The organism is Schaalia sp. Marseille-Q2122 (genome assembly GCF_903645355.1).
In the GTDB taxonomy this organism is placed as follows: domain Bacteria; phylum Actinomycetota; class Actinomycetes; order Actinomycetales; family Actinomycetaceae; genus Pauljensenia.
The window spans coordinates 155,844-179,918 of sequence record NZ_CAHJXR010000007.1; the positions used below are offsets into that span (position 1 = coordinate 155,844).

Annotated in this window: 18 protein-coding genes; 15 read left to right on the forward strand and 3 right to left on the reverse strand. The window is 62.2% G+C overall.

Annotation, left to right across the window (positions count from 1 at the left end; translation table 11 throughout):
* Window positions 1-250 precede the first annotated feature (250 nt).
* Both HWX48_RS09320 and HWX48_RS09325 read left to right on the forward strand, forming a co-directional pair.
* Window positions 251-877, forward strand: a complete 627-nt coding sequence (locus HWX48_RS09320; protein WP_175956901.1) for a ferritin-like fold-containing protein — start codon at window positions 251-253, stop codon at window positions 875-877.
* Window positions 878-996: 119 nt separating this feature from the next.
* The gene (locus HWX48_RS09325) at window positions 997-1,947 is read left to right on the forward strand and encodes a glycosyltransferase family 2 protein (RefSeq protein WP_175956903.1); all 951 of its coding nucleotides are present in this window, start codon (window positions 997-999) and stop codon (window positions 1,945-1,947) included.
* 27 nt (window positions 1,948-1,974) lie between these two features.
* Here the strand turns inward: HWX48_RS09325 and HWX48_RS09330 are convergent, their stop codons facing one another.
* Entirely contained in the window at window positions 1,975-2,196 is a 222-nt protein-coding gene (locus HWX48_RS09330) for a DUF3107 domain-containing protein (protein ID WP_175956906.1), read from the reverse strand.
* Window positions 2,197-2,277: 81 nt separating this feature from the next.
* Here HWX48_RS09330 and HWX48_RS09335 point away from each other — a divergent pair, with 81 nt between their 5' ends.
* Together HWX48_RS09335 and HWX48_RS09340 are read left to right on the forward strand one after the other, a co-directional pair.
* The gene (locus HWX48_RS09335) at window positions 2,278-5,535 is read left to right on the forward strand and encodes a UrvD/REP family ATP-dependent DNA helicase (protein ID WP_175956908.1); all 3,258 of its coding nucleotides are present in this window, start codon (window positions 2,278-2,280) and stop codon (window positions 5,533-5,535) included.
* A gap of 23 nt (window positions 5,536-5,558) precedes the next feature.
* Window positions 5,559-9,149, forward strand: coding sequence for an ATP-dependent helicase (locus tag HWX48_RS09340; protein WP_217701616.1), 3,591 nt, complete (start codon window positions 5,559-5,561; stop codon window positions 9,147-9,149).
* Between the two features lie 103 nt (window positions 9,150-9,252).
* Here HWX48_RS09340 and HWX48_RS09345 read toward each other — a convergent pair whose 3' ends face one another.
* Window positions 9,253-10,431, reverse strand: a complete 1,179-nt coding sequence (locus tag HWX48_RS09345) for a phosphotransferase (RefSeq protein ID WP_175956911.1) — start codon at window positions 10,429-10,431, stop codon at window positions 9,253-9,255.
* Between the two features lie 174 nt (window positions 10,432-10,605).
* Between HWX48_RS09345 and HWX48_RS09350 the strand changes: the two genes are divergently transcribed.
* The 10 genes from HWX48_RS09350 (at window position 10,606) to prfB (ending at window position 21,992) form a co-directional block, all read left to right on the forward strand.
* Window positions 10,606-11,811, forward strand: coding sequence for a CpaF family protein (locus HWX48_RS09350; RefSeq protein WP_175956913.1), 1,206 nt, complete (start codon window positions 10,606-10,608; stop codon window positions 11,809-11,811).
* Window positions 11,812-12,672 carry a type II secretion system F family protein gene (locus HWX48_RS09355; RefSeq protein WP_175956915.1) on the forward strand — a complete coding sequence of 287 codons (861 nt, stop codon included), beginning with the start codon at window positions 11,812-11,814 and terminating at the stop codon, window positions 12,670-12,672.
* Window positions 12,669-13,745, forward strand: coding sequence for a type II secretion system F family protein (locus HWX48_RS09360; RefSeq protein ID WP_175956917.1), 1,077 nt, complete (start codon window positions 12,669-12,671; stop codon window positions 13,743-13,745). Before HWX48_RS09355 ends, HWX48_RS09360 begins: the two co-directional genes overlap by 4 nt.
* A 39-nt stretch (window positions 13,746-13,784) precedes the next feature.
* On the forward strand, window positions 13,785-13,991 hold the full coding sequence (locus tag HWX48_RS09365; protein ID WP_175956672.1) for a hypothetical protein: 207 nt from the start codon (window positions 13,785-13,787) through the stop codon (window positions 13,989-13,991).
* Window positions 13,978-14,388, forward strand: coding sequence for an ABC transporter (locus HWX48_RS09370; RefSeq protein ID WP_175956918.1), 411 nt, complete (start codon window positions 13,978-13,980; stop codon window positions 14,386-14,388). The genes HWX48_RS09365 and HWX48_RS09370 overlap by 14 nt, the downstream gene beginning before the upstream one ends.
* A complete protein-coding gene (locus tag HWX48_RS09375; protein ID WP_175956919.1) occupies window positions 14,388-14,873 on the forward strand; it encodes a hypothetical protein in 486 nt (161 codons plus the stop codon). The genes HWX48_RS09370 and HWX48_RS09375 overlap by 1 nt, the downstream gene beginning before the upstream one ends.
* Entirely contained in the window at window positions 14,860-15,381 is a 522-nt protein-coding gene (locus HWX48_RS09380) for a hypothetical protein (protein WP_175956920.1), read from the forward strand. The genes HWX48_RS09375 and HWX48_RS09380 overlap by 14 nt, the downstream gene beginning before the upstream one ends.
* A gap of 183 nt (window positions 15,382-15,564) precedes the next feature.
* A complete protein-coding gene (gdhA, locus tag HWX48_RS09385; protein WP_175956921.1) occupies window positions 15,565-16,929 on the forward strand; it encodes an NADP-specific glutamate dehydrogenase in 1,365 nt (454 codons plus the stop codon).
* 292 nt (window positions 16,930-17,221) lie between these two features.
* A complete protein-coding gene (locus tag HWX48_RS09390) occupies window positions 17,222-20,695 on the forward strand; it encodes an ATP-binding cassette domain-containing protein (RefSeq protein WP_175956924.1) in 3,474 nt (1,157 codons plus the stop codon).
* Between the two features lie 181 nt (window positions 20,696-20,876).
* On the forward strand, window positions 20,877-21,992 hold the full coding sequence (gene prfB, locus HWX48_RS09395; protein WP_175956925.1) for a peptide chain release factor 2: 1,116 nt from the start codon (window positions 20,877-20,879) through the stop codon (window positions 21,990-21,992).
* 93 nt (window positions 21,993-22,085) lie between these two features.
* On the opposite strand, the gene HWX48_RS09400 is transcribed toward prfB, so the two are convergent.
* Entirely contained in the window at window positions 22,086-23,084 is a 999-nt protein-coding gene (locus HWX48_RS09400) for a CAP domain-containing protein (protein WP_175956926.1), read from the reverse strand.
* Between the two features lie 301 nt (window positions 23,085-23,385).
* Between HWX48_RS09400 and ftsE the strand changes: the two genes are divergently transcribed.
* Entirely contained in the window at window positions 23,386-24,075 is a 690-nt protein-coding gene (gene ftsE, locus HWX48_RS09405) for a cell division ATP-binding protein FtsE (protein ID WP_175956927.1), read from the forward strand.

Genomic DNA, 24,075 nt, shown 5'->3' on the forward strand with positions numbered 1-24,075 from the left:
TGGCGGGACGCAGCGCAGCGCGCGCGTGAATGAAACAGTCGAGACGATCGGTCAGCCGTCGGTCCCCTTCAGTCTACTGCGTGAGGATGCCAGCACGGCCCGAGCGCAGCACACAACTCGGTGAGTTTGCGCTCAAAAGTGACACCTCAGAGCTATGCGGCACGCTCTATAGTGCAGCGGAGCTGGTCATGCAATGAAGAAAGTGGGCGTTTCTGGGGAGTCTGGGCCGTGGCGCGCTAGGCTTGGAGGCATGGAAAAGGTCTATGAACCCGTTGATGCAGGCACCCGCAATGTCGTGGGCCTGATTGCGTACGCAACCTTGGCCGCAATGACGCGCCTGGCAAAGGACGGCGACGGCGCGCCAACGATCTCGGCCCACATTGAACACGCGCACATGTCCGCCCGCGCCTACGTGGTTTTCAGCCAATTGGAACTGTGGGCAGTGCATCGTGACGTTGACCTTCAAGAAGCAGCTGGCCAGTACAAGGGCCTCTTCGATGACCTCGATGCGCGCACCCGCCCCGATAGCTGGTGGGAACGCACGGTCAAGACCTACGTCACTATCGGTATCCTCGCCGATTTCCTGCAAGAAGTCGCCAAGCGCCGCAAGCTCTTCTCCGGCGCGATCGGCTGGGATCTGGGCCAAAACGAGTGGGAGAGGGGCGCGCTTGCCCCACTGACCGCCGTTGACACTCAAATGCAGGCGCGTCTGTCACTATGGGCCCGTCGCGTTGCCGGCGAGGTCTTCGGCCTTGTCCTGCTCCTGCTCGACAAGCACCCTGACCTGCTGGCAGAGCCTTTGGACAAGCCAGGTATCGTTGAGATGCTCAGTGCCCGCCATTGCGAGCGTATGGAGCAGCTGCACCTTCAGCCCTAAGCACGCCTGAGGCACCACGAAAAGGACCAGTGTTCCCACGCGGCGCTGCTGGTTTACGGCCCATCACCTACGATGGGCGCTCAGTCTGCTTGACGATGTCTCCACGTGAAAGGACCACTATGTCTGGTGTTCCCCGTCTCGCCATCGTGATTCCTTGCTACAACGAGGAAGCGGTCCTACCTGTCACGAAACCGCTCTTTGAGGACAAACTGCTCTCCCTGATTGAGGCTGGCAAGGCGGCCCGGGACTCAGCGCTCGTCTTCGTTGACGACGGCAGTCGGGACGCCACCTGGACGCTCATCGAAGAATTCTCCTGCGGAAACCCTCATATTCGAGGCCTGCGCCAAAGCCGCAACCGTGGACATCAAAGCACCGTCTTAGCTGGCCTACTCGAATCCATGCACGACTACGACGTGACAATCAGCGTCGACTGTGACGGGCAAGACGACCTCAACACCATGGATGAGATGCTTGCCGCCTACGCTGAGGGCGCAGAAGTGGTGTACGGCGTGAGGAACGACCGCGCGACCGATTCTTTCTTCAAGCGTTTTACCGCTGAGTCTTTCTACCGGATTCTGGCGACGATGGGCGTGGAAGTGGTGTTCAACCACGCCGACTACCGCCTGATTTCCTCTCGAGTCCTCAAGGAATTTGCCAGCTTCAAGGAAGTGAATCTCTTCTTGCGTGGCCTCATCCCCCTAGTGGGATTCAAGAGCACCTCGGTGTACTACGCCCGCCATGAGCGCATGGCCGGTGAAAGCCACTACCCGTTGACGAAGATGCTGGGTCTTGCCGTTGACGGTGTGACAAGTTTGAGCGTCAAACCCATCCGCATGATTACGGCTGCGGGGATTGTCGTGTCCCTGCTGAGTTTCTTCTTCATCCTGTGGATTATTGGCACCTTCTTCTGGGGGACCACGGTGCCAGGATGGGCATCCACCACGGCTGCCTCGGTATTCCTTGGTGGCCTCCAGCTGTTGTCCCTGGGGATCATCGGCGAATACGTCGGGAAGATCTACATGGAAAGCAAGGAGCGCCCGCGCTACATCATTAGTGAGCGGACGGAGTAAGGCCGAGGCAGCCGCAGCGCGTGTCGTTTAGAGGGCGAAGCCGACGCGGCGTGGTTCCTCAGACCCGATCTGCGTGAAACCAATGGCGTCTGCGGGGATGAGCACGCGCTGGCCTTGAGCGTCCGTAAGGTCAAGGACGGTGCCCTGGTTGAGGGCTGCGGTGAGCTGCGCGGCGAAGTCGTCTGCGGTGCTATCCAGGTCGAGGATGAGTTCGCGGGCGACATTTCGCACACCAATGGTGACCTTCATGGGGGCTCCTTATGAGAGAAAATAGCGACTACCGCTAGTTTAGTTGACCCAAATCCGGGGTGCCTCTGAAACTATAGAGCCATGAGCGAAATCCAGGTCGATCTTGTCGCCCCGTCACCGGAGGCCACCCGCCTGCCATCCTTGGGACAGGCTCAGCGCGCCGTGTGCGAGGCGAGTGCGCGTGAGTCCCTCATTGTGCGCGGTGCCCCGGGCTCAGGCAAGACGACGACGCTTCTGGCTGCAGCGCAGGCGGCGTTGGAGGCGGGTGAACGAGTGGCGGTCCTCGTCCCCGATCGGGTGCGTGAAAAACTACTCGCCCCCCGCTTGCAGGCCGTGGCGCCGCATGTGGTGCGCCCCGTGCGCACGCCAGCGTCTTTTGCCTACAACGTGGTGAATCTGTGGCGGACGCGCCGGGCAGACCCTCTGGGCGACCTAGAGCTCATTACGGGCGCGCAAGAGGACGCCGCCATCGCTGAGCTTCTCGCGCAGGGCGTGCCCGAGTGGGAGGGCGTGTTTGCTCCTGAACTGCTGGAGATGAGCATGATGCGCATGGAGGTGCGTAACCTCCTGAGCCGCGCGGATGAGCATGCCGTGAGCGCTGAAGAGTTGGATGCGTTGGGGCAGCGCTACGCCCAGCCCGCGTGGCTGGGCGGGGCCCGCCTACGTCGCGCTCTGGATCAGCGCGGCGAGGCTGATTCCGAGGTGCGTGGGACGATGCGCGCCTCACACTCGCGGATCCAGCATGTTGCGGCCGACCTTGTGCGCTGCTGGGAGGAGGCTGCCCCGGAGCGTCAGGTGAGTGAGCCTCTGCCCGTCCCTGACCTGTTGATCGTGGATGACCTGCAGGATTGCACCCCCGCGACGCTGGCCTTGATTGAGGCCGTCCACTCGCGCGGGGCGCGCCTGCTGGCGTTTTCAGACCCCGATATTGCGGTGGCCTCCTACCGTGGTGGCTATGCGAACGCGGATATGGTGCTTGCCGCCGCGACGGGCTGCGAGATTCGTGAGCTCGGAGAGGTCTACCGGGGGACACCGCAACTGCGAGCGGTTGTGCAGCGCGTGTGCGAGGGCATCACCCAGCAGGGCCCCATCGGGCGACGACTGGTGGGAACCGCCCCCTCGCAGGACGAGGCCACCGCCGAGCCGCCGACGGGCGATGAGGTGCGGATACACGTTGCCGAAACCCGCGCACAAATGGGTGCCCAGCTCGCACGACACCTGCGCGCACACCACCTTTACGATGGCATTCCCTGGGGAGAACAGGTGGTCATCGTCCGCTCCGCTGCGGCCGCCGACGAGATCCGCAGGCAGCTGCGTCGCGCCCACGTGCCCATTGAGAATCAGGAGCGCGCTTTTTCTTTCACCACAGAACCCGTGACGCGTATTCTTCTGCGCCTGTTGACGGCCGCCGCAGAGCTGGGGACGGACAGCGGTGGCCTCGTGGAAGAACTCGTGTCCTCTCCACTGATTGGCGCCGACCCTGTCGATGTGCGCCGACTGTGGAGGATTCTCAACGCTGAGGGGGCCTTCAACGCCGGTACTGCCGGGCAGGATGCTCCGGCCAGTGTCGCTGAAGTCGACCTCGCAGCCCTTCTCACCCGCTACCGCGATCCCGAGCAAGCGCAACGAGACGTCACCAGCTACGAGCGCCTCAGCCGCTACGCGCAGCTGTGTGAAAACCTCACCCGCGCCGCCCGCATGTGGCGCTTGAGCGCTCAAGCCGCACGCAAACGCCCTCGCGAGGGCCTGTGGGACCTGTGGGAAGCCGCCGGGGTTGCCCACACCTGGCAAGAAGAAGCCGTCAAAGACACTGCGGAAAGCTTCTGGTACGACACGCAACTGGACGCCATCCTCGCACTCTTCCGCGTCGCTGACGTGTGGGAACAGCGCAACCCCGCCGGAGATGCCGCCAGCTTCGCCTCCGCCATCATTGACCAGCTCCTCCCCGTCGACACCATCGTCGACACCGGCCAACGGCCAGCGGGCGTCCCAGTCCTCTCCGCAGCGCAAGCCGCAGGCGGCCAATGGCAGGTCGTGGCCATTGCAGGCGTCCAAGATGGACTCTGGCCCAACACGGCCCTGCGCAACCACATGCTGCACGCCGACACCCTGGGCACCCTCATGCTCGGGATACGTCAGGGAGCAGACGAACTCAGCTGGGAGGAACTCACCCACGTGCGCAGCAGGCGCCGCGCGGTCAAAGACGATGAGTACCGTCTATTCGCCTGCGCAGCCTCCCGAGCCTCACGTTTCCTCCACGTAGCGGTCGTCCTCAACGAGGAAGCAGCTCCGTCAGAACTCTGCGACCGGGTCGCCCTCGCCGAGGACACAGGCACCCGAAAGGTTGAGCGAGCTGAGGATGGCCGCCCCCTCTACCGCGTTGAAAAAACAGCGGCGCCCCTGGATTTTCATGGCCTCATGGGGGCACTGCGCTACTGGGCTGCGCAGGAGGAAAACAGTGACGAAAAGGAAGCGGCACTGACCGCCCTCGCCCTACTTCAACGTGAGGGCATCCCCGGCGCCGACCCCGTGTACTGGGGTGGAGCAGGGGGCGTGACCTCACATGCGCCACTCTTTGGTGCCGAAGCGATCCGCGTGTCCCCATCCTCTGTGGAAACCATGGAGAAATGCCCGCTCAAGTGGTTCTTCCGCCGGATCGGCGGAGATGCGCGCAGCGGTTTCTCCCAATCCCTGGGCACCCTCATTCACGCCATCGCTGAGGCACACCCTGCGGGCGATGCCGACACCCTGCGGGCCGCCCTCAATGAGGCCTGGCCAACCCTCGCGCGCGAACTCGAGCCCTTCGAAGAACGCGCTGAACGTGAAAAAGCGGAGGAACTCATTGAAGGACTGGTCGCCTACCTTGCCCACCTGCCCGCCGGTCAGCAGGTGGAGACGGAATTCCGGGTGCGAGCCGACATGGGCGACTACATCATTAGCGGCTCCATTGACCGCCTCGAGTCGGGCGAGCACGGCGTGCGCGTGGTGGACTTTAAAACCGGTCGGGAAAAGAGCGCACAGGAAGCCGAAGAGGACCCCCAGCTCGCCACCTACCAGGTAGCTCTGGACGCCCTGGGATACACGGTTGAGGGCGCACAATTGCAATACTTGCGCGTTCCCGACGGCAAGCGCCCACCCGTGCCTCGCCATATTCGAGGGGCTCGCACGCAGGCGGCCTTCTCAGATGAGAAGCTCGCCGACCAGCGTCGGCATCTGCAAGAACTTGTCACCCACATGAGGGGGCCGACCTTTGCCAGCGTGACCTCCAGCGAGTGCGAACGCTGCGTCTTCGTGGCAAGCTGCCCGGCCCAGGGCGGAGCAGAACGGGTGGTGAACTAATGACTGAGGAAAAGAGTCAGACAATGACCGAAGACGCAGTGTGGGCGGGGGATCCAGCCTTTACCGCCGAAGTCATCCAACGCTGCGTTGACCCCACGAAAGCACCCACGCCCGAGCAAAAAGCTGTCATTGAAGCACCGCTGCGGCCCACGCTCGTCGTTGCTGGTGCTGGCGCGGGCAAGACAGAGACGATGTCGATGCGCGTGCTCTGGCTCGTTGCCAACCAGGGTATTGATCCCGAGAGGATCCTTGGCCTGACCTTCACCCGCAAGGCGGCCGGTGAACTCTCCGAGCGTCTGCGCGCTCGACTGGCAACACTGGCCCGCACTATTCCCGCACTCGAAGAGGCGGGGGATCCTCAGTGTTCGACCTATAACGCTTTTGCTCAGCGGATCGTCCTTGAGCACGGGTGGCGCATTGGTTTTTCAACGGACACGCGCCTCATGGGCGAGGCTGCCTCCGTCCAGATGATGTCTGAGATCGTCCGCGAGTGGACGGGGGAGGAACTACCTAGCGGCGTGTCGATTGCTAGCACGGTCTCGACCGCGCTGAGCTTGGCGCAAAACCTTGCTGAGCACGGCTACACCGTTGACAGCGTGTCGGACTCTTTTGATGCGCTGGCCGAGCATATTGAGCAGATGGGTGCGCCTGCGAAGCCTCAAGGGGACATCGCCGCCGGAGCGAGGGCCGCTGTTGAAGCCCTGGGGCGGCGCAGTATCTACCTCAAACTCATCGCCGCCTTCCAAGAACGCAAACGACGCGAGGGCGTCATTGACTACGCGGACCAGATCGCTGTGGCAACCCGCCTGGTCACGGAGTGCCCCGACGTGGTCGAGGTAATCCGCTCTGAGTTCGATGCGGTGCTCCTTGATGAGTTCCAGGACACCTCCGTCATTCAGATGACGCTGTTTTCTGCACTTTTTGGCACGCGCGCCGGTCAGAGCCTGGCATTGACGGCCGTGGGCGACCCGAATCAGGCAATCTACGGTTGGCGCGGGGCCTCGGCCGCCTCGCTGGAAGGATTCCTGGACGCCTTCGATCCCCTAGATGAGGGGCAGAGTGGCGCCCCAGAGCAGTGTCACGACCCCGGGCAGACCCTCACTTTGTCGACGGCGTGGCGCAATGACCACCAGATCCTCACCGTCGCCAATGCCTTGGCTGAGCCCCTGCGTTCTCATTCCGTCAAGGCAAAGTCTCCGATTCTGTCCGCACGCCCTGGCGCAGGGCGAGGCGAGGTGCGCTTCCACTACACGCCAACGCGTGAGGAGCAAGCCGCAGCTATTGCTGAGGAAATTGCCCAGCGCTACCGGGCAGGCAAGGCTTCGGGCAAGACGCCCACAGCTGCGGTACTCTGCGCCCGGCGCAAGGACTTTGATCTCTACGAACAAGCCTTGAGGGAGCGGGATATTCCCACGCAGGTGATCGGGGCAGGCGGGCTTTTAAATCAGCCGATTGTCAGGGACTTGAGGGCGGTGCTCGAAGTTGCCAGCGACATTGAGGCCACCCCACAGTTGCTACGCCTCCTAACTGGCCTGCGTTTAGGTAGTGCTGACCTATTCTGCCTGTGGGAATGGGCCCAGCACCTGGCGCGTTCCCACCCGCAGGACCACCACCCGCAGGCCTTCCTCCTTGAAGCGGTGGATTCTCCTCCTGAAGTGGGGTGGGGTCCCGCAGCGGGGGCTGGCCCTGAAGAGGGGGCTGGTCTTGACGAGAGGTCTGGCCCTGGGCAGGGCGGACCGCGCTTCACGCAGGCCGCCCACCAGAGGGTCAGCCTGTTGGGTAGGCGCCTGCGCGCCATCCGCGCCTATGGGGCGCGCGGCGTCGTTGAGCAGGTCGAACGTGCTATCTCCGTCATGGGCCTCATTGAAGAATGCCTGGCTGATCCTCAGGATTCGCGGGGGCGCGTCGCCCTTGATGCCTTCGTGGATATTGCTGCCACCTACGAGCGCGACACGGATGGTGCTGACCTGCCAGGCTTCCTCACCTGGCTGACCCTGGCAGAGACGGAGGAACGCGGCCTGCCCCTGCCTGCGGGCGAGCCCGACCCTCAGGCCGTGCAGATTATGACGGTTCACGCCTCCAAAGGCCTGGAGTGGGACATTGTGGCCGTGGTGGGCATGGGGGATGGGGCCTTCCCGCGACATGGTTCCACCAGCACGCTGCGCCCCCTTGTCGCCAAGGAACACCACTACGAGGCCGCGCCGGAGGGGATCTGGAGGTCTAGGGGCTGGCAGACCGCAGTGGGGGAGTTACCCTACGATCTGCGAGGCGACCGCGCGGAACTGCCCGCTTTCGACGACCCTGAGGGGTGGATTGGTGGCACCAGTACGAACCCCGAGACAGGACGGGAAGTAAAGCAGACCTTCCCCAAGTGGTTGACGAGTATCTACGAGCCCGAGGTCGGGCGCTACCTGGAGCGTGAGCAGCGCCGACTGGCCTATGTGGCCGTCACCCGAGCCCGTTCTACGCTGTTGATGAGCGGTGACTGGCATGATGGGCTGGCCAAGGGCCGCTACCCGTCGATCTACCTGCACGAGGCCCTCGCCACCCTCCATCTGTTGGCCTCGCAGGCTGTAGAGGGGGACGAGCAGGCGCGCGGGCGACTGGGGTGCGCGGCAGAACCTCGCTACCTGGAGACTGAGGCTTTCGCTCGCGCCGCGGGCGCATGGGAGGCACTGCTGGAGGATTTCCGCCGGGCTGACGAGATTGTTGAGGCCCTCGGCCAGGAACGTGAAGTTGCCGGTGAAGAAAACCCTGATCATGTGGAGTTTCCTCCGCCTGCGGGAGAGGCTCTGACACTGGTTGAGGCCGCCGCCGAAGCGGTGCTCGCCCGTTCCCAGGAGATGCGTGGAGATCGAGATGTCCTTGACGCTCTTGCTCCCATGAGCTCCCATGACCTTATTCGTGACGCGATTGCGTTGATTGAGGAGGAGCGGATCCGACGCGAACCAAAGAATTTCACGGTGACGCTCGGACGCCTGCGGGCAACGGCTGTGTCCTCCCTGCTGGAGGATGAACGCGCTTTTGCTTTGTCCTTGCGTCGGCCACTGCCTGTGCGGCCCTCCTCAAGTGCGACCCTGGGGACCTTGATTCACGCCTGGGCTGAACGCCAATTGCGGCAAAACAGCGGCGAGCTCTGGATGGAGCCCGTTGAGGGTGTGGAGATGCTCTCCGCTCGGGATGCAGAGCGCTTAGCGCGCATGCAAGAGAATTTCATGGGGATGAATATGCCAGGTGTTCCGGTGGCGGTGGAAGAGTCTTTCGCGGTTGGTATTGCGGGGGTGACGGTCCAGGGGCGTATTGACGCGGTCTTTGCGGCGCCTGATGGGCGCAGCATCGTTGTGGATTGGAAGAGTGGCCGCGTACCGACCAGTCGAGATACGGAGAAATTGCGATACTTCCTCAACCAGTTGCGTCTGTACCAGCAGGCGTGGGCACTGCACTCCGGCCAACCCGTTGACAGCGTTGACGCTCAGCTGGTGTTCCTGGAGCACAATCGTGTCCTCACTTTGGCGGAGATTACTCAGATGCTGTCGGCCAGCGGCGCGTCAGGGGCAGGTAGGCCTCTTGACGAGGCCCTCGCCCTTGTTCTTTCCGATGAGGACGAGAGGTAGGGGATCCCCCAGAAAATAGGTGCAGGCGCAGTCAATGGACCTGCCACGAGCGCAGTTACGGGACCCGCAACGCACACAGGCGCGGCGGGGCGCGGCGGCCGGGCTAGCGTTCTTGCTGGGTGGGTAAGACGATGGTCTCGACCTCGTCCTCGTCATCCTGGGTGAGTTCGCCCAGCGAGGCCGCGACTGTCGGAGGACCATCCTCGTCCTCACCATCCTTGCCCGCAACATCGTCCGCGCCCGCATCCTCCCGGCTGTGCGCCGAGGGCGTGGGGGCAGTGTGCGCAGCGGGGCCGTTGAGCCCCCATACCGCGTAGGCTTCCTCAGCGGGAGTATCCACGGACAAGGGCGCGGCCACCAGCGGCTCATCCTCGAGGTCCTCGGAGAGTTCACGGATCATCTCACGCGCCTGCTCCACAATCTCCGCATCCTCAGCGTGAACGCCGTGGAGGAGCCAGCGCACTAGGGAAAGCTCGGAGATCAGCTGAGCGCGCGTCTCCAGATGGACGTCCACAGCGCTGCGGGTCATGGCGTAGGCCTCGCGGAAACGCAGCATGAACTCGTCACTGCCCTGGGCAAGTACCCACGCAATATCAGTGGCAGGATCACCCACGTGAGCGGAGGAGAAACCCGAGAGCGCGCTCACCGCACCCTCGTGGACGCACACCGAGGTGCACTGCAGGTCCCCGTGGATGGGGGCGGTGGCAAAACGCCACATAGCAACGTCTTCGAGAGCTCCTTCCCAACGGTTCCACAGGTTAGCGGGGATGACGGTGTGGGAGGCGGCCTCGTCAAGCAGGGCGAGGTGGCGTTGGCGGCATTCGGCGGCCGTGTAGGTGGGCAGGTCCACGCCCGTGTAGATCCCGGTAGGCAGGTTGTGCAGGTGGGCGAGAGCGCGAGCGAGGGATGCGGGCAGGACGTGGGGGTCGGCGAAGTCCTCGTCGGTCATGAAGCGTCCGCCCAGGTCATTGTGGACCATGACGCGGGAGCCGTCGCTGGTGCGGGCAAAACCGGCTGGGCGGGGGACACGGAAGGGGATCATGCCCGCTTCCTGAGCTTGGGAGAGACGTGAGAGGACGCTGACCTGGGATTCCATGTCGAGGCCGCCGACAGTGTCGTGGGGGCAGGTGACCATCCAGCGGTTCCCGGCGATGTCAATGATGCCGGTGACGGAGACCAGCTCGTCACTGTACTGGGGTGGGCGCAGGCCTGCGACGTTGAGGCCGGGGACGGCTGCGGTGGCCAGTGCGGCCAATTCAAGGGGTGTTTTTGCGCGGCTCACCCTTCAAAGGTAGCGGCATCAGGGGCTTTGGCGCCGGAGAAAACGCCCGGGGTGAGTGAGTTGAAGGTGCGGAGCGCAAAAGTTATCCACAGATTTTCCCAATGACGCAAAAAGCGCGAAAAAACTCGTTAGTCTGCCTAGCAGGCTGAAAAATAAACCTTCATGGAGGGGTGGATGAAAGACTACGACACTCAGCTGCAGTGGGTCCGCGACGAGGTCACGGCACGCGCCATTGACCCCTACGCCCACAGGGATGTCGTGACCCGCATCATTCAAGATGCCCTCGACCGCTCCGGTGACCTCTACGTCGGCTCCGATCGTGAGGAACTCATTGCCAAGATGCTGGCAGATGTCGTCGGCGTGGGGCCACTCCAGCCCTACCTTGACGACCCGGAGATTGAGGAAATCTGGATCAACGAGCCGACCCGTGTCTTCGTCGCCCGCGGCGGCTCCCCCGAATTGACACCCCTCATCCTGGGTGAGCAGCAGGTACGCGACCTCGTTGAACGCATGCTCCACCATTCCGGCCGTCGCCTGGACCTCTCCCAACCCTTCGTTGATGCCATGCTGCGCGGCGGTGAACGCCTCCACGTCGTCATCCCACCGGTCGCCGGGCGCCACTGGTCAGTCAATATCCGCAAGCACGTCCAAAACTCCCGAAGCCTTCAAGACCTCGTGGCCGTAGGCATGGTGCCCCCGCAGGTGGGACGTTTCCTAGCTGCAGCGGTGAGCGCGGGGCTCTCCATCCTCGTCTCGGGCGCAACGCAGGCGGGCAAGACAACGCTCCTGCGCGCCCTCACTGGCGCTATTCCTCGGAGCCGTCGGGTCATCACGTGCGAGGAAGTCTTTGAGCTCCACCTGCCTAACCGTGATTGTGTGGCGCTCCAAACCCGTCCGGGCAATGTGGAAGGCCGGGGCGAGGTGACCCTACGTGACCTCGTGCGCGAGACCATGCGTATGCGCCCTGAAGTCCTCATCGTCGGGGAGGTGCGTGGCGCTGAAGCCCTTGACCTTCTCCTTGCCCTCAATGCGGGTGTACCCGGCATGGGCACCATTCACGCCAACTCCGCGCGCGAGGCCCTCGTCAAACTCTCCATGCTGCCCCTTCTGGCGGGCGAGAATGTCACCTCCCACTTCGTGATTCCCACCGTGGCTCGTTCAGTGGACCTGGTCCTGCACGTTCATCGTGACCGCAGCGGGCGGCGCTACTTGCGTGAGGTCCTCTCCATCCCCGGTCGCGTCGAGGGCGAACGCATTGAGGCAGCAGAGGTGTGGAACTGGGATGGGCATGATCTGCGACGTGGCCCTGGCGGAAGTGAATGGCACGACCGTTTTCAGCAGGCCGGGTTTGAGCTCGGCGCGCTCCTGGGAGGTGAGTAGATGGAAGGGGTCCTTATCGGCATTGGTGTGGGCGTGGGCATGGTGCTCATCATGTCAGTAGTGACAGGGGTCCCGGCCCTGCGTCTGCGCCCGCCCCAGTGGTATTTGCACTGGCAGGACCATGTTCAGCGGGCAGGTATTCGGGGCCTGAACGTTCCGCGCTTGCTCGGGCTGAGCCTGGTTTTGGCGTTGCTGGTGTTCATCGTTGCCTTCGCGTGGACGGGGGTTGGGCCGGTGAGCCTCATCCTGGCGGTGGTGACAGCGCCACTGCCCAATGCTTTCGTCTCAACCCGCGCCCATAAGCGGGCGCGCCAGATGCGTGAAGTGTGGCCCGAAATCATTGATTCCCTCGTGTCAGGCGTGCGCGCAGGAGCCTCACTGCCCGACCTCCTCATTGAACTCGGGGAGAGTGGGCCACCATCCATGCGCGAGGTTTTCACCACTTTCGCCACCGACTACCGTGCGGAAGGCCGATTCGAGCCAGCCTTGTTGCGAGTGAAAGACCGCTGCGCTGACCCGGTGGCCGATCGTATTGTCGAGGCTCTCCGCCTGGCTCGCGAGGTCGGCGGCAGTGACCTGTCCCTCCTGCTGCGTGATCTGGGAACCCTGCTACGTGAGGACGCGCGAGTGCGTGGCGAGCTGGAAGCTCGGCAATCCTGGACGGTCAATGCCGCCCGCCTGGGCGTTGCCGCACCATGGGTGGTGCTCCTGTTGATCTCTGGACAGTCTCATGCGGCCGCTGCCTACGCAAGCTCCGAAGGGCTGGGAGTCCTCGGTTTTGGGGCGCTGGTGTGCGCTGTTGCCTACGCGGTAATGCGAAAGATTGGGCGTCTGTCCACCGATCAAAGGTCACTGCGATGAACCCCTCAGCGTGGATACCTTCAGCAGACATTGGGGTACTGGCACTGCCGGGGACCCACGCCCTGTCCGCAGTTCCACTGCCACCCATTGACCCGCGTCCGATGCACAGCGGCCAGGACGCCAGCGAGATGATGTCTGGTCAGTACGGGCAGGATGCCCCCGTCCCTCTCCTGAACTCTCCCTTCTCCGGCGGCCTCGCCAGCGTCCTTGTCGTCCTTGTCGGGGCAGTGGGAGTAGTCCTCATCGCCAGCGCCATCCGCAGCCACCGCGTCACCCTCGCATCGCGACTGCACCACGTCCGCCACCCGGAAGGGCAAGGCGAGAACCTCGCCCTCAGCTGGCTGCGATCCCGCTGGGCGCAGGTGGTTGAGGCTATCGGGTCGACCTCAACTTCCGTTGAGCGCCGCCTCGAACTCCTGGGAGGGACGCACACCCTGGCGCACTTCCGACTCCAGCAGGTCATTGCCACCCTCGTGTCGATGAGCACCCTCGGCGTCGCAAGCGCCCTCCTGGTGGCACGACTGAGTCTGAGTGGCCTCCTCAGCGTCGTGCTCGCACTTGCTATTGGCGCACTCGCCGGGGCTGCTCTGTGGGATCAACTGCTGACCCTGCGCGCCCAGCGCCGCCAACGCCTCATTGACTCCCAGGTCCCTGACATGTCTGACCTGCTGGCTCTGGCCGTCGGAGCAGGCGAATCCATTCCCGGTGCCCTGGCCCGGGTATCAAGCGTGGCCGCCAGCGAGCTAGCTGGGGAGATCTCTCGGACCGTCTCCGAGCTCACCTTGGGGAAACCGACCTCGCATGCGCTGACACAGCTTGCGCAACGCAATGACTCGCCCTCCCTGAGTCGTCTGTGTCAGACGATGGTGACCGCCATTGAGCGCGGCTCACCGCTGGCGATGGTCCTTCACGATCAGGCGCAAGATATCCGCGAACACAACCGCCAGCGGCTCATGGAAGAAGGCGGAAAACGAGAGATCATCATGCTCTTTCCCGTCGTCTTCCTCATCCTTCCTATCACTATTCTTTTCGCTCTCTATCCCGGTTTGGCGGCCCTCAAAATTGGGCCTTGACCGTATTCGCTTGTCCACGACCCTTCACTGAGGAGAAAAATGTCCACCCTTCGTTCAACATACAATCACCTGAAGCGTTTCATCCTCCCTCCTTGCGAGGGCGATGACCCTGAACGCGGCGACGTGCCCGGCTGGGTGCTCATCACCCTGATGACGGCCGCCCTTGTGGCCGCGATCTGGGCGGTCGCCAATGAAGCACTCACTCAACTCTTCGAACAGGCGATGCAGCGTTTTGCTGGCCGCTAGACCCTCTGAAGCTCAGCGTCAGGACCCATCCCGAGACGAAGGGTCTGAGGTTGTCTCCCACATCCTCGTCCAATTCCTTGTACTTCTTGTGGTGATGATCCTCCTGCAAAGCGCGATCCTGGTCCACACCCGCAATACGACGATTTCTGCTGCGGGTGAGGGGGCGCGTCGAGCTGCCCTGCTGGGTGGAAACTCTGCCGAAGCTCAGCACCGCGTGGAGGCTCTGCTTGAGAGCTTGCTGGGGCACGATCCTGGGCGCAGTGTGGTGTTGAGTACCCGACCGGATCCGGCGGGCGCTGTTGCGGTGGTCACGGTGCGCACCACGCTGCCCGTGTTCTTCACCCTCGGCCCCCCGTTACTGGAAGTGCAGGGCAGTGCCGTCATGGAGGCCCCCTGATGCGCTGTTTGAGAGAGGCGAAGCTGTTCTTGCGGGAGGCCAGGGGGCAGGATGAGACGGAGACAGAGCAGTGGCGTGCCGGAGAAGCAGGTGAGGCTCTCATTGAGTTCATTGCCGTGATGATCCTTTTCGTTATTCCCGTCTTCTACATCATTCTTTCCTTGGGGCAGGTGCAGGCCGCCACCTACGCTGCCGAGGCCGCCGCACGCAATGGCGCGAGAATCCTGGCTGCACACCCGCAGGCTCACGCGTTGGCTGAGCGGCAGGTGCAGCTGGCTTTTAGTGATTTCGGCCTGGCGCCCCCAATGTTTCATGCAGTGTGCCAGCCCGCAGATTGTTCGACTGGTGGCGTGGTGACGGTGACAGTGGAGGCGCGTACGCCTCTGCCTCTTGTGCCTGACTGGGTGGGGGCGCGGGCTTTTATTCCCGTAGTAGCGCAGGTGGGGATGCCGGTGGAAGGACTGAGTGTGCATGGTCTGGAGTAGACGCCCTTGGGCTGTGGTCTGGTTTGTGCAGGGGCGCGCATTCTTCCTTCGTCCCCCTAGTGTGAAGGACGAGGGTGAGGCCGATGCTGAGGAGGGGCGCATCGGTGTCCTCATGGCGGTGCTTGTGATGATTGTCCTCATCGCATGCCTGGTGGCGGCGAATATTGCGGCTGTTCATTTGCAGCACAGGCGTCTGCTGGCCTGCGCGGATGCTGTGGCGCTCGCGGCTTCGGGCAATGTGGATGCGCATCCGTTTTATTCCAGTGGGGGCCAGAATCTTGAGGTGAATCCGGCGTGGGCGTTGGGGGTCACTCAGCAGCGTTTAGTGGACTTGTCGGCCTCGACCTGCCGGGTGGGCGAGGGCGTGCAGGTCGTCAGTGTGACCCGTTCGGTGAAGGATGTGGTGGTGGAGGTGAGGGCGGTGGCGACTCTGCCTTTGGTGCCGCCGTTTGTTAATGAGTTGTTGGCTCCGCGTCTGCAGGAGTCAGGTGCGGCTGTGATGCGCTAGCGTCGCAGGGCAGTCTAGGGCAGGGAAGGGCAGGGCACAGTAGGGGAGGGCAAAGCAAGGCAGGGCGAAGGGCCTAGGTGTGGTCTGTGCTGCTGTGATTGATCCGTCAGTCTCTACCTTTGTAGTGCTCGCATGTTGAAACGGTCTAGGGATGGCAAAGTTTTCTCTGAGAGAATTCAACACATGGCAAACCTTGACATTGAGCGCTTGGCGCCAGCCCTGCGCCCCCAGTTCCAATCTGTCATCAATAAGAACTCGGCTCAGCCTGAGTTCTTGCAGGCAGTGTACGAAGTTCTCCTCACCCTGGGGCCCCTGGGCGATGCTAAGCCCGAATACACCGACCTGGCCATTCTTGAGCGCATTGTTGAACCTGAACGCCAGATTATCTTCCGCGTCCCCTGGCAGGATGACGCTGGACGAATTCACGTCAATCGCGCCTACCGCGTGGAATACAACTCCACTCTGGGCCCCTACAAGGGTGGTATCCGCTTCCACCCCTCGGTGAATATCTCCATCATGAAGTTCCTCGGTTTCGAGCAGATCTTCAAGAACGCCCTGACTGGCCTGCCCATCGGTGGCGGCAAGGGCGGCGCCGACTTCGATCCCAAGGGGCGCAGCGACGCTGAGGTCATGCGTTTTTGCCAATCCTTCATGACTGAGCTTCAGCGTCACATCGGTCCCGACACGGACGTTCCCGCCGGTGACATCGGTGTGGGTGGCCGCGAGATTGGCTACATGTTCGGCCAATACAAGCGCATCAAGAACCGCTTCGATGCCGGCGTCCTCACCGGTAAGGGCCTGGGCTGGGGAGGTTCTCAAGCGCGCACCGAAGCCACCGGTTACGGCCTGGTGTTCTTCGCGGAAGAAATGCTCAAGGCGAAGGGTGACTCCTTCGACGGTAAGAAGGTCGTCGTGTCCGGTTCGGGCAATGTCGCCATCTACGCCATCGAAAAGCTCCAGCAGTTTGGCGCGACCGTGATCGCCTGCTCGGACTCCTCGGGCTACGTCGTTGACGAGGCTGGCATCGACCTTGACCTGCTCAAGGACATTAAGGAAAAGCGGCGCGGTCGCGTCTCCGACTACGCCACCGAGCGTGGCGGCTCAGTCCGTTTCATCCAGGGCGGATCCATCTGGGATGTCCCCTGTGACGTGGCTCTTCCCTGCGCTACGCAGAATGAACTGCCTGCCGAGGCTGCTGCCACCCTCATCCGTAATGGTGTCCAGCTGGTCGCCGAGGGCGCAAATATGCCCACCACCCCCGATGCAATTGATCTGCTTCAGGATGCTGGCGTGCTTTACGCTCCCGGTAAGGCGTCCAACGCAGGTGGTGTGGCTACCTCTGCTCTGGAAATGCAGCAGAACTCTGGCCGCACCTCGTGGACTTTTGAGACCACTGAGCAGCGCCTGCACCAGATCATGATCGACATTCACGCCAACTGTCTGGCCACCGCTGACGAGTACGGTCAGGGCGCCAATTATGTGGCGGGCGCTAACCTGGCTGGCTACATCACAGTCGCCGATGCGATGGTCGCGCAGGGCCTGATCTGAGAGCGCGTCTCATCCGATAGGCGCCCTCTTCTGTCAGAGGGACACGTCTGATCGGATCACCACTCACGCTATAGGGCGGGGCGGAGGACAATGTCCTCCGCCCCGCCCTGTGCATTGGCCTCCCCGTGGATTGGCCTCCCCGTGGATCCGTATATTGCCTGACCCCAGCCACTACAGGGTGAAAATCAGGGACATCCCCAATAGCGATGCCGCTGCGAATGAGCAACACTAATATGACGCGACGTTTCTCAGACCGAAGGGCGCCGCACACACCCGCAACAGAAAGCCCCTCATGCTTGAGCTCCGCTCCATCCGCAAGGCCTACACCACCGCTAGCCTCGTGCAGATCGCCCTCGACGATGTCTCGGTGTCCTTCCGAGACAACGAATTCGTGGCGATCCTCGGCCAATCCGGGTCGGGCAAAACCACCATGCTCAACATCATCGGCGGCCTCGACCAATTCGACGCGGGCGACCTCGTCATTGACGGCATCTCCACCCGCGACTACAAAGACCGCGACTGGGACACCTACCGCAATAACCGCATCGGCTTCGTCTTCCAGGCCTACAACCTCATCGCCCACCAGTCAGTCCTCTCCAACGTGGAACTTGCCCTGACCCTCTCGGGTGTCAGTCGATCGGAGAGGCGCGAACGCGCACGCCAAGCCCTCATCGACGTGGGCCTCGCCGATCACATCCACAAGAAACCCAACCAGCTTTCCGGCGGGCAGATGCAGCGCGTCGCCATCGCGCGCGCCCTCGTCAACGACCCCGAGATCCTCCTGGCTGACGAACCCACAGGCGCCCTCGACTCTGCGACCTCCGTGCAGGTCATGGACCTGCTCAAAGAGGTCGCCAAAGACCGCCTGGTCATTATGGTCACCCACAACCCCGAGCTGGCCCACCACTACGCCACTCGTATTGTGGAACTCGCTGACGGGCGCGTCATTGCCGACTCTGACCCCTTCGACCCTGCCGCTCACGAACAGCGCAGCGCCAAGGACATTCGCCGTGCCTCCATGTCCTTCTTCACAGCCCTGGCCCTGTCCTTCTCCAACCTCATGACGAAGAAGGGCCGCACCCTGATGACGGCCTTCGCTGGGTCCATCGGCATTATCGGTATTGCAGCGATCCTTGCCCTGGCCAATGGGGTCAATGAGTACATTGCCGACCGGGAGGAAGAACTCCTCACCACCTACCCGTTGTCCATTGAAAAAGTCGGCTTCGACTTCGGCGTCTTCTTCGAGCAACGCAGCAGTCACATCGCCGACGACGGTCAACAAAGCGAGGGCGACGCCGACGCGGGACAGTCGGCGAAGACGGTACGCACAGACTCGCGCTTCGACGACACCCTCGACCAGGTGACCAGCAATGACCTGCGCTCCCTGAGGACCTTCCTTCTGCAAGATGGGGGCAATATTTCCTCCCACGTGCAAAGCATCGACTACACCTACAAGGTGACGCCACACCTGTTCTTGCCCATGGACGCGAAGTACGTCAAGGATGAGCCGGTGCAGGCCCACCCCTCGACCCTGCTTGAGCAGGGAGGCGTGCAAGAAGCCCTCCCTGAGTTCTTCGCCGCCAACGCCCAAACTGACACCTTCCGCCAACTGCCCTCTAGTCCGGGCATCTACGAGGAAAGCATTGGCCTGCTCAAGGGCCACTGGCCCCGCTCCAAAGAGGAAATGATCCTCGTCCTGCCAGCCAGCGGTGAGCTGGTGGACGTCCTGGAGTACAACATGGGCTTGCGTGATCGTTCTGAGATCACCAAGAGCTTGGATCGTCACAATTTACGAGGCCGTCGCAGCGGGGCAAGCACCGCCGACAAGGCACAGTCAGCCGATACGGGCGGTGCGGATGCGCCTACTTCAGCCTCCGCGCAAAGTGGAAGGGAGGAGCGTGTCTACTCCTACGACGAATTCTTGAAGGTGACCTACAAGCTCGTCAACGCGGGGGACCGCTACACCTGGGATGACTCCTTGAAGGTCTGGGCTGACCAGTCGAAAAACAAGGAACACATGACGCGCCTCGTCAATGCGGGTGAGACACTGCGGATCGTGGGCGTGGCGAAGGCCCTTGAAGCTGATGATGCGCCTGCTCTGGTGCCCGGTATCTACTACGCTCCTGAACTCACCGAGCACCTGATCCGCATGTCAGAAAAGTCTGGCATTGTGAAGGATCAGCTTGCGCGGCCCAATATCAATGTGGTGACGGGAAAGTCCTTCGATGAGGAAGGTAAAGAAGACCCTCTGAAGAGCTTTGACATGTCTAAGCTGTTGAGCATTGATGAGGCCAAGATCCAAGAAGCCTTCGGTGGCGGGGCAGATGCCCTGGCGTCGAGGCTGTCGGGGTTGGATATGAGCGGCCTTGACCTATCTGGCCTTGACCTGAGCGGTATGGACCTTAGTGGCCTGGACATGGGCAACCTAGATCTTTCCTCCCTCGACATGTCTCAGATTGACCTGTCCAACATTGGCGCAGCCGTTGACCCTTCGGCGATTGACTTCTCTGCGTTGACGGCGCAGTTCCCAGAGCTGGCCAAGGTGGACCTCGTCAAAATCGCGCAGGCCGCTTTCGCTGACGGTGTCATCGCGCCCGACGCGGGGCAGCGCCTCACCCCTCTGTTGAACTCTCTTGCTCAGGATTTTCTTCTCTACCTGCAACAACACGCGGGTGAAGGGAAGAGTGTCACTGACCTCGCCATTGAGTTCTTCAGCCAAGAGAGCGTGTCTACGCGGGTGCGTGAGGCCCTCACTGACCCGCAGATCATCAACCAAGAAAAGCTCCTGGCCAACCTCACGAAGGCTTTAGGAGAGGACCCCGCCCTCCAGCACGTCGGTCAGGCAATGATGGAAACCATTGTTTCCACCGTGGGGGAGCAGTTGGCGAAGGCCTTCATGAACACGATCTCGCAGGCGATCGGCACGCAGATCCAGCAGGCCATGGCACAGACCATGACCACGCTCATGACCCACATCCAAGAGCAGATCGTCAGCCAACTTCAAAACGCTGCCGCTAGTTTCCATGCATCCATGGCCGATGCCTTCACCATTGACGAGAAGAAACTGGCTGAAGCCTTCGTCTTTAAAGCGAACGCGGAAGAGCTCTCGACAATCTTCACCTCGATCCTGACCTCGAGCCGCGATACCTACGACACGAATCTCAAGAAGTTTGGTTACGGAGACCTCACCGACCCTGACACCATCAACATCTACCCCCTGAGCTTCGAAGATAAGGAAAGTGTGAAGACCATCCTCGAGGACTACAACGCCTCCATGCGCGATCAGGGGCAGGACAAGAAAGTCATCACCTACACCGACTTCGTGGGTGCACTCATGTCGGGCGTGACCGAGATCGTCAACATGATCTCGACGATGCTCATTGCCTTCGTGGCGATCTCCCTGGTGGTGTCCTCCATCATGATCGGCATCATCACCTACATTTCCGTGCTGGAACGCAAGAAAGAGATCGGTATCCTGCGCTCCATCGGCGCTTCACGAGGGGATATCCGCCGCGTCTTTAACGCCGAGACCATCCTCGTTGGTTTGCTGGCTGGCATGATCGGTATCGGTGTGACACTGCTGCTCACCATCCCCGCCAATGCGATTGTCGAGTCCCAATTCGGCGTGTCCGGTATTGCCCAGCTGCCCCCGGGGGCGTCGCTGGTGCTCATTGGGATTTCGGTAGTACTGACCCTCATTGCAGGCATTATTCCCGCCGGTAAGGCCGCCAAGGCCGACCCGGTGGAGGCCCTGCGTTCCGAGTGAGTGTACCTAGCCCTCGCCCCCGCCCTCGCCTGTGAAGGACGAGGGCGGGGGTGCGTCATGCGTGCGGGGAGGACGTGCGGGCGGCGTCCTCGTCGGGCGGTGGGTGTTTTCTTCCTCATCTTTTCGCCCCCAAGCCCCTGCGAGAGGCGACGAGGCGGCGTCAATCGACTAGGCTTGCCACGTGGCCATTGAGTTTTCTGAAGAGATCCAAGCACTGCGCACCACGATGGAAAACATCATCGCGGTCGTCCAGCCTGACAACCTCCGCGCACAGATCGAGGAACTGTCCGAAAAAGCGGCAGCCCCCGACCTGTGGGATGATCCTGCCCGCGCGCAGGAAGTGACCTCCGAACTGAGCCATCGCCAGTCGGAACTCGACCGCGTGACCTCCATGTCCGAGCGTATTGACGACCTCGAAGCCATGGTGGAAATGGCAGGTGAAGACCCCGACGAAGCCGAGCTGCTCCTGGAGGAAGCCGAGGGCGACCTCGCCACACTCAAGAAGGACATCTCCGACCTGGAAATCCGCACCCTCCTGGACGGGGAATACGACGAACGTAACGCCGTCATCACCATCCGTTCGGGCGCTGGCGGCGTGGATGCGGCTGACTTTGCCGAAATCCTCCTGCGCATGTACCTGCGATGGGCGGAACGCCACGGCTACCCCACGAAGGTCATGGACACCTCCTACGCTGAAGAAGCAGGCCTGAAGTCAGCGACCTTCGAGGTCCAGGCCCCCTACGCCTACGGCACCCTGTCGGTGGAGGCGGGCACGCACCGCCTCGTGCGTATCAGCCCCTTCGATAACCAGGGCCGCCGCCAGACTTCCTTCGCAGCCGTTGAGGTCATCCCTCTCATTGAGTCCACCGACCATATTGAGATTCCCGAACATGAACTCAAGGTTGACGTATTCCGCTCCTCGGGCCCTGGCGGCCAGTCGGTGAACACCACCGACTCGGCGGTGCGTATGACCCACATCCCGACGGGCATCGTTGTGTCCATGCAGGATGAAAAGTCGCAGATCCAAAACCGTGCGGCCGCCTTGCGCGTCCTCCAGTCGCGACTGCTGGTCCTGCGTCACGAGGAAGAGCAGGCCAAGAAGAAGGAACTGGCTGGCGATGTGAAGGCCTCCTGGGGTGACCAGATGCGCTCCTACGTCCTCCAGCCCTACCAGATGGTCAAGGACCTGCGTACCGAGTTTGAATCCGGTAACCCGCAAAATGTCTTTGACGGCGACATTGACGGCTTCATTAATGCCGGTATCCGCTGGAGGAAGAACCAGGCTGCCCAAGCCTGATCCTCAGCATTACGCGAGATCTTGATACAACGCTATCGCCCTCGTCCTGAAAACCAGGACGAGGGCGAGGCGTTGTTGAGCTTTTGTGCCTCTTCAGGCGTGCCTGCGGCGAAGCATCAGCAGAAGACCCCCGGCAGTGACTGACAGGACTGCCACGCCCACGGCCGACATGTGAAGCCCTGTCGCTGAGAGGCCAGAAGGAGTCCGATCAGGAGTGGGTGCAGACTTCATGGCCGAGGTATCAGTGTCGGGGACAGGGTGAATGTACTGCGTGCCCTTCTGCGGACTCGTTGGGCCAGCAGAGCGGGCGCCCTCGGCATCAGCTCGATCCTGCTTGGCTGCTTGCGTCCGATTTGAGCCGTCAAGTCCATCGCGCGCCTCCTGGCTGTTAGGGGAGGCAGCGTCGTCACCTCCGCCTGCTGCTACGGGGGCAGGCTGCGTGTCGGAGGCATTGTCGGGAGAAAGCTCTGAGGCGGGTGCCTGCGCCTGTTCGGGTGGGGGAGGAGAGGCCGGGGCTGCAGTAGTTGGCGCAGGCCCCGACACTGTCAGGTGGGAGACATCAGGGTAGTTGCCAAAGTTCTGAGTGGCATACCAAGAATTCGTCGCCGGATTGAACGAGACTCCGATACCGATAACATTCGTGTCCGGATTGGTCATATTGGTGTAGTGGCCAGGAGAGTTTTCCCACTGGAGGTACAGCTCCGTGCCAGCGTCCTCCTCAGCCCAACTCTGACGCATCGCGACATTTTCAGAAGCGCCGGTCCAGCCGCCCGGATAGAGCTCTGAGAAGCCAGGGCGGTGATTGAGCACTCCGATGGCGGCCATGTGTTCGCTCCAGTTCTGCGCGATGGCGTCAAGCTCCGCCACGCGGATCACAGGAGATAGACCAAGGCTGGCGCGCAACTGGTTGACGCGCCGCAAGATCGTATCAGCGTGGGGTGCCTCGTGAACGCTCAAAGCCCGCGGGAGAGGTGCAAATACGGCAGGAGCTGGGCTGAGGCCGACAGGGGCGGCGAGGGCGGAGCTCGCGGCAGGAAGGACAATGATCGTGCTCGCGGCGAGTGTGGCAATGAAACAACGGGTGAGTCGCACGGGCGTTCCTCCCTGGGTGTCCTTGAGGTAGGTTTGCTGCTCTTGGACGCTCTTTGTACACGTCCCGGGCCTCGGGCCGGGTACCACTGAAGCACAGTCAGCTGGTGAGACTAGTGGAGATACTCTTTGAGTTCCCTGGACGCCACGCTTCAACTGCGTGTGCCGTGAAGATGCCCTGAGCGCCACCTGAGGAAGCAGGACCACAACAAGTGGACTTTCAAAGTGGGCGTGTCGCTCGCGCAGATCTGCTAAGGGCACACATAGTCTGACTGTACCCCTGTCCCCAATCAGAGACGCTCTCATGATTCGCTTTGACCACGTCACCAAGGTCTACAAGCCAGGTGCACGCCCGGCCCTTGACGATGTTTCACTGGAGATCGAACGCGAAGAATTCGTGTTCCTCGTCGGCAAATCCGGCTCCGGTAAATCGACCTTCCTCCAACTCGTCATGCGTGAAATCAGCGCGACCTCAGGACACGTATGGGTACTCGGCCAAGATGTCGGCCGCCTCTCACGCTGGTCAGTGCCAAAACTACGCCGCAAAGTCGGCACCGTTTTCCAAGACTTCCGACTCCTCCCCTCCAAAACGGTCTACGAGAACGTCGCCCTCGCCATGCAAGTCATCGGCAAACCGCGCCACGCCATCGAAGCAGCCGTGCCCGACGTCCTCGACCTCGTCGGACTCTCCGGCAAAGAAAAACGCCTCCCACACGAACTCTCCGGCGGTGAAGAACAACGCGTCGCCATCGCCCGCGCCATGGTCAACCGCCCCGAGCTCCTCCTCGCCGACGAACCCACCGGTAACCTCGACCCCGACACGAGCCTGGGCATCATGCGTCTCCTTGACCGCATCAACCGCGCCGGCACCACCGTCGTCATGGCAACCCACGACGCCGACATCGTCGACCAGCTGCGTAAACGCGTCATCGAACTCGGTGACGGCCACATCATCCGCGACCAATCCCGCGGCGTCTACGGATCGGCACGGTGA

Bases quoted from the DNA above. Each gene is read 5' to 3' on its own strand.
- HWX48_RS09320 (WP_175956901.1), top strand. From the start codon at position 251: ATGGAAAAGGTCTATGAACCCGTTGATGCAGGCACCCGCAATGTCGTG.
- HWX48_RS09325 (WP_175956903.1), top strand. From the start codon at position 997: ATGTCTGGTGTTCCCCGTCTCGCCATCGTGATTCCTTGCTACAACGAG.
- HWX48_RS09330 (WP_175956906.1), bottom strand. From the start codon at position 2,196: ATGAAGGTCACCATTGGTGTGCGAAATGTCGCCCGCGAACTCATCCTC.
- HWX48_RS09335 (WP_175956908.1), top strand. From the start codon at position 2,278: ATGAGCGAAATCCAGGTCGATCTTGTCGCCCCGTCACCGGAGGCCACC.
- HWX48_RS09340 (WP_217701616.1), top strand. From the start codon at position 5,559: ATGACCGAAGACGCAGTGTGGGCGGGGGATCCAGCCTTTACCGCCGAA.
- HWX48_RS09350 (WP_175956913.1), top strand. From the start codon at position 10,606: ATGAAAGACTACGACACTCAGCTGCAGTGGGTCCGCGACGAGGTCACG.
- HWX48_RS09355 (WP_175956915.1), top strand. From the start codon at position 11,812: ATGGAAGGGGTCCTTATCGGCATTGGTGTGGGCGTGGGCATGGTGCTC.
- HWX48_RS09360 (WP_175956917.1), top strand. From the start codon at position 12,669: ATGAACCCCTCAGCGTGGATACCTTCAGCAGACATTGGGGTACTGGCA.
- HWX48_RS09365 (WP_175956672.1), top strand. From the start codon at position 13,785: ATGTCCACCCTTCGTTCAACATACAATCACCTGAAGCGTTTCATCCTC.
- HWX48_RS09375 (WP_175956919.1), top strand. From the start codon at position 14,388: ATGCGCTGTTTGAGAGAGGCGAAGCTGTTCTTGCGGGAGGCCAGGGGG.
- HWX48_RS09380 (WP_175956920.1), top strand. From the start codon at position 14,860: ATGGTCTGGAGTAGACGCCCTTGGGCTGTGGTCTGGTTTGTGCAGGGG.
- gdhA (WP_175956921.1), top strand. From the start codon at position 15,565: ATGGCAAACCTTGACATTGAGCGCTTGGCGCCAGCCCTGCGCCCCCAG.
- HWX48_RS09390 (WP_175956924.1), top strand. From the start codon at position 17,222: ATGCTTGAGCTCCGCTCCATCCGCAAGGCCTACACCACCGCTAGCCTC.
- ftsE (WP_175956927.1), top strand. From the start codon at position 23,386: ATGATTCGCTTTGACCACGTCACCAAGGTCTACAAGCCAGGTGCACGC.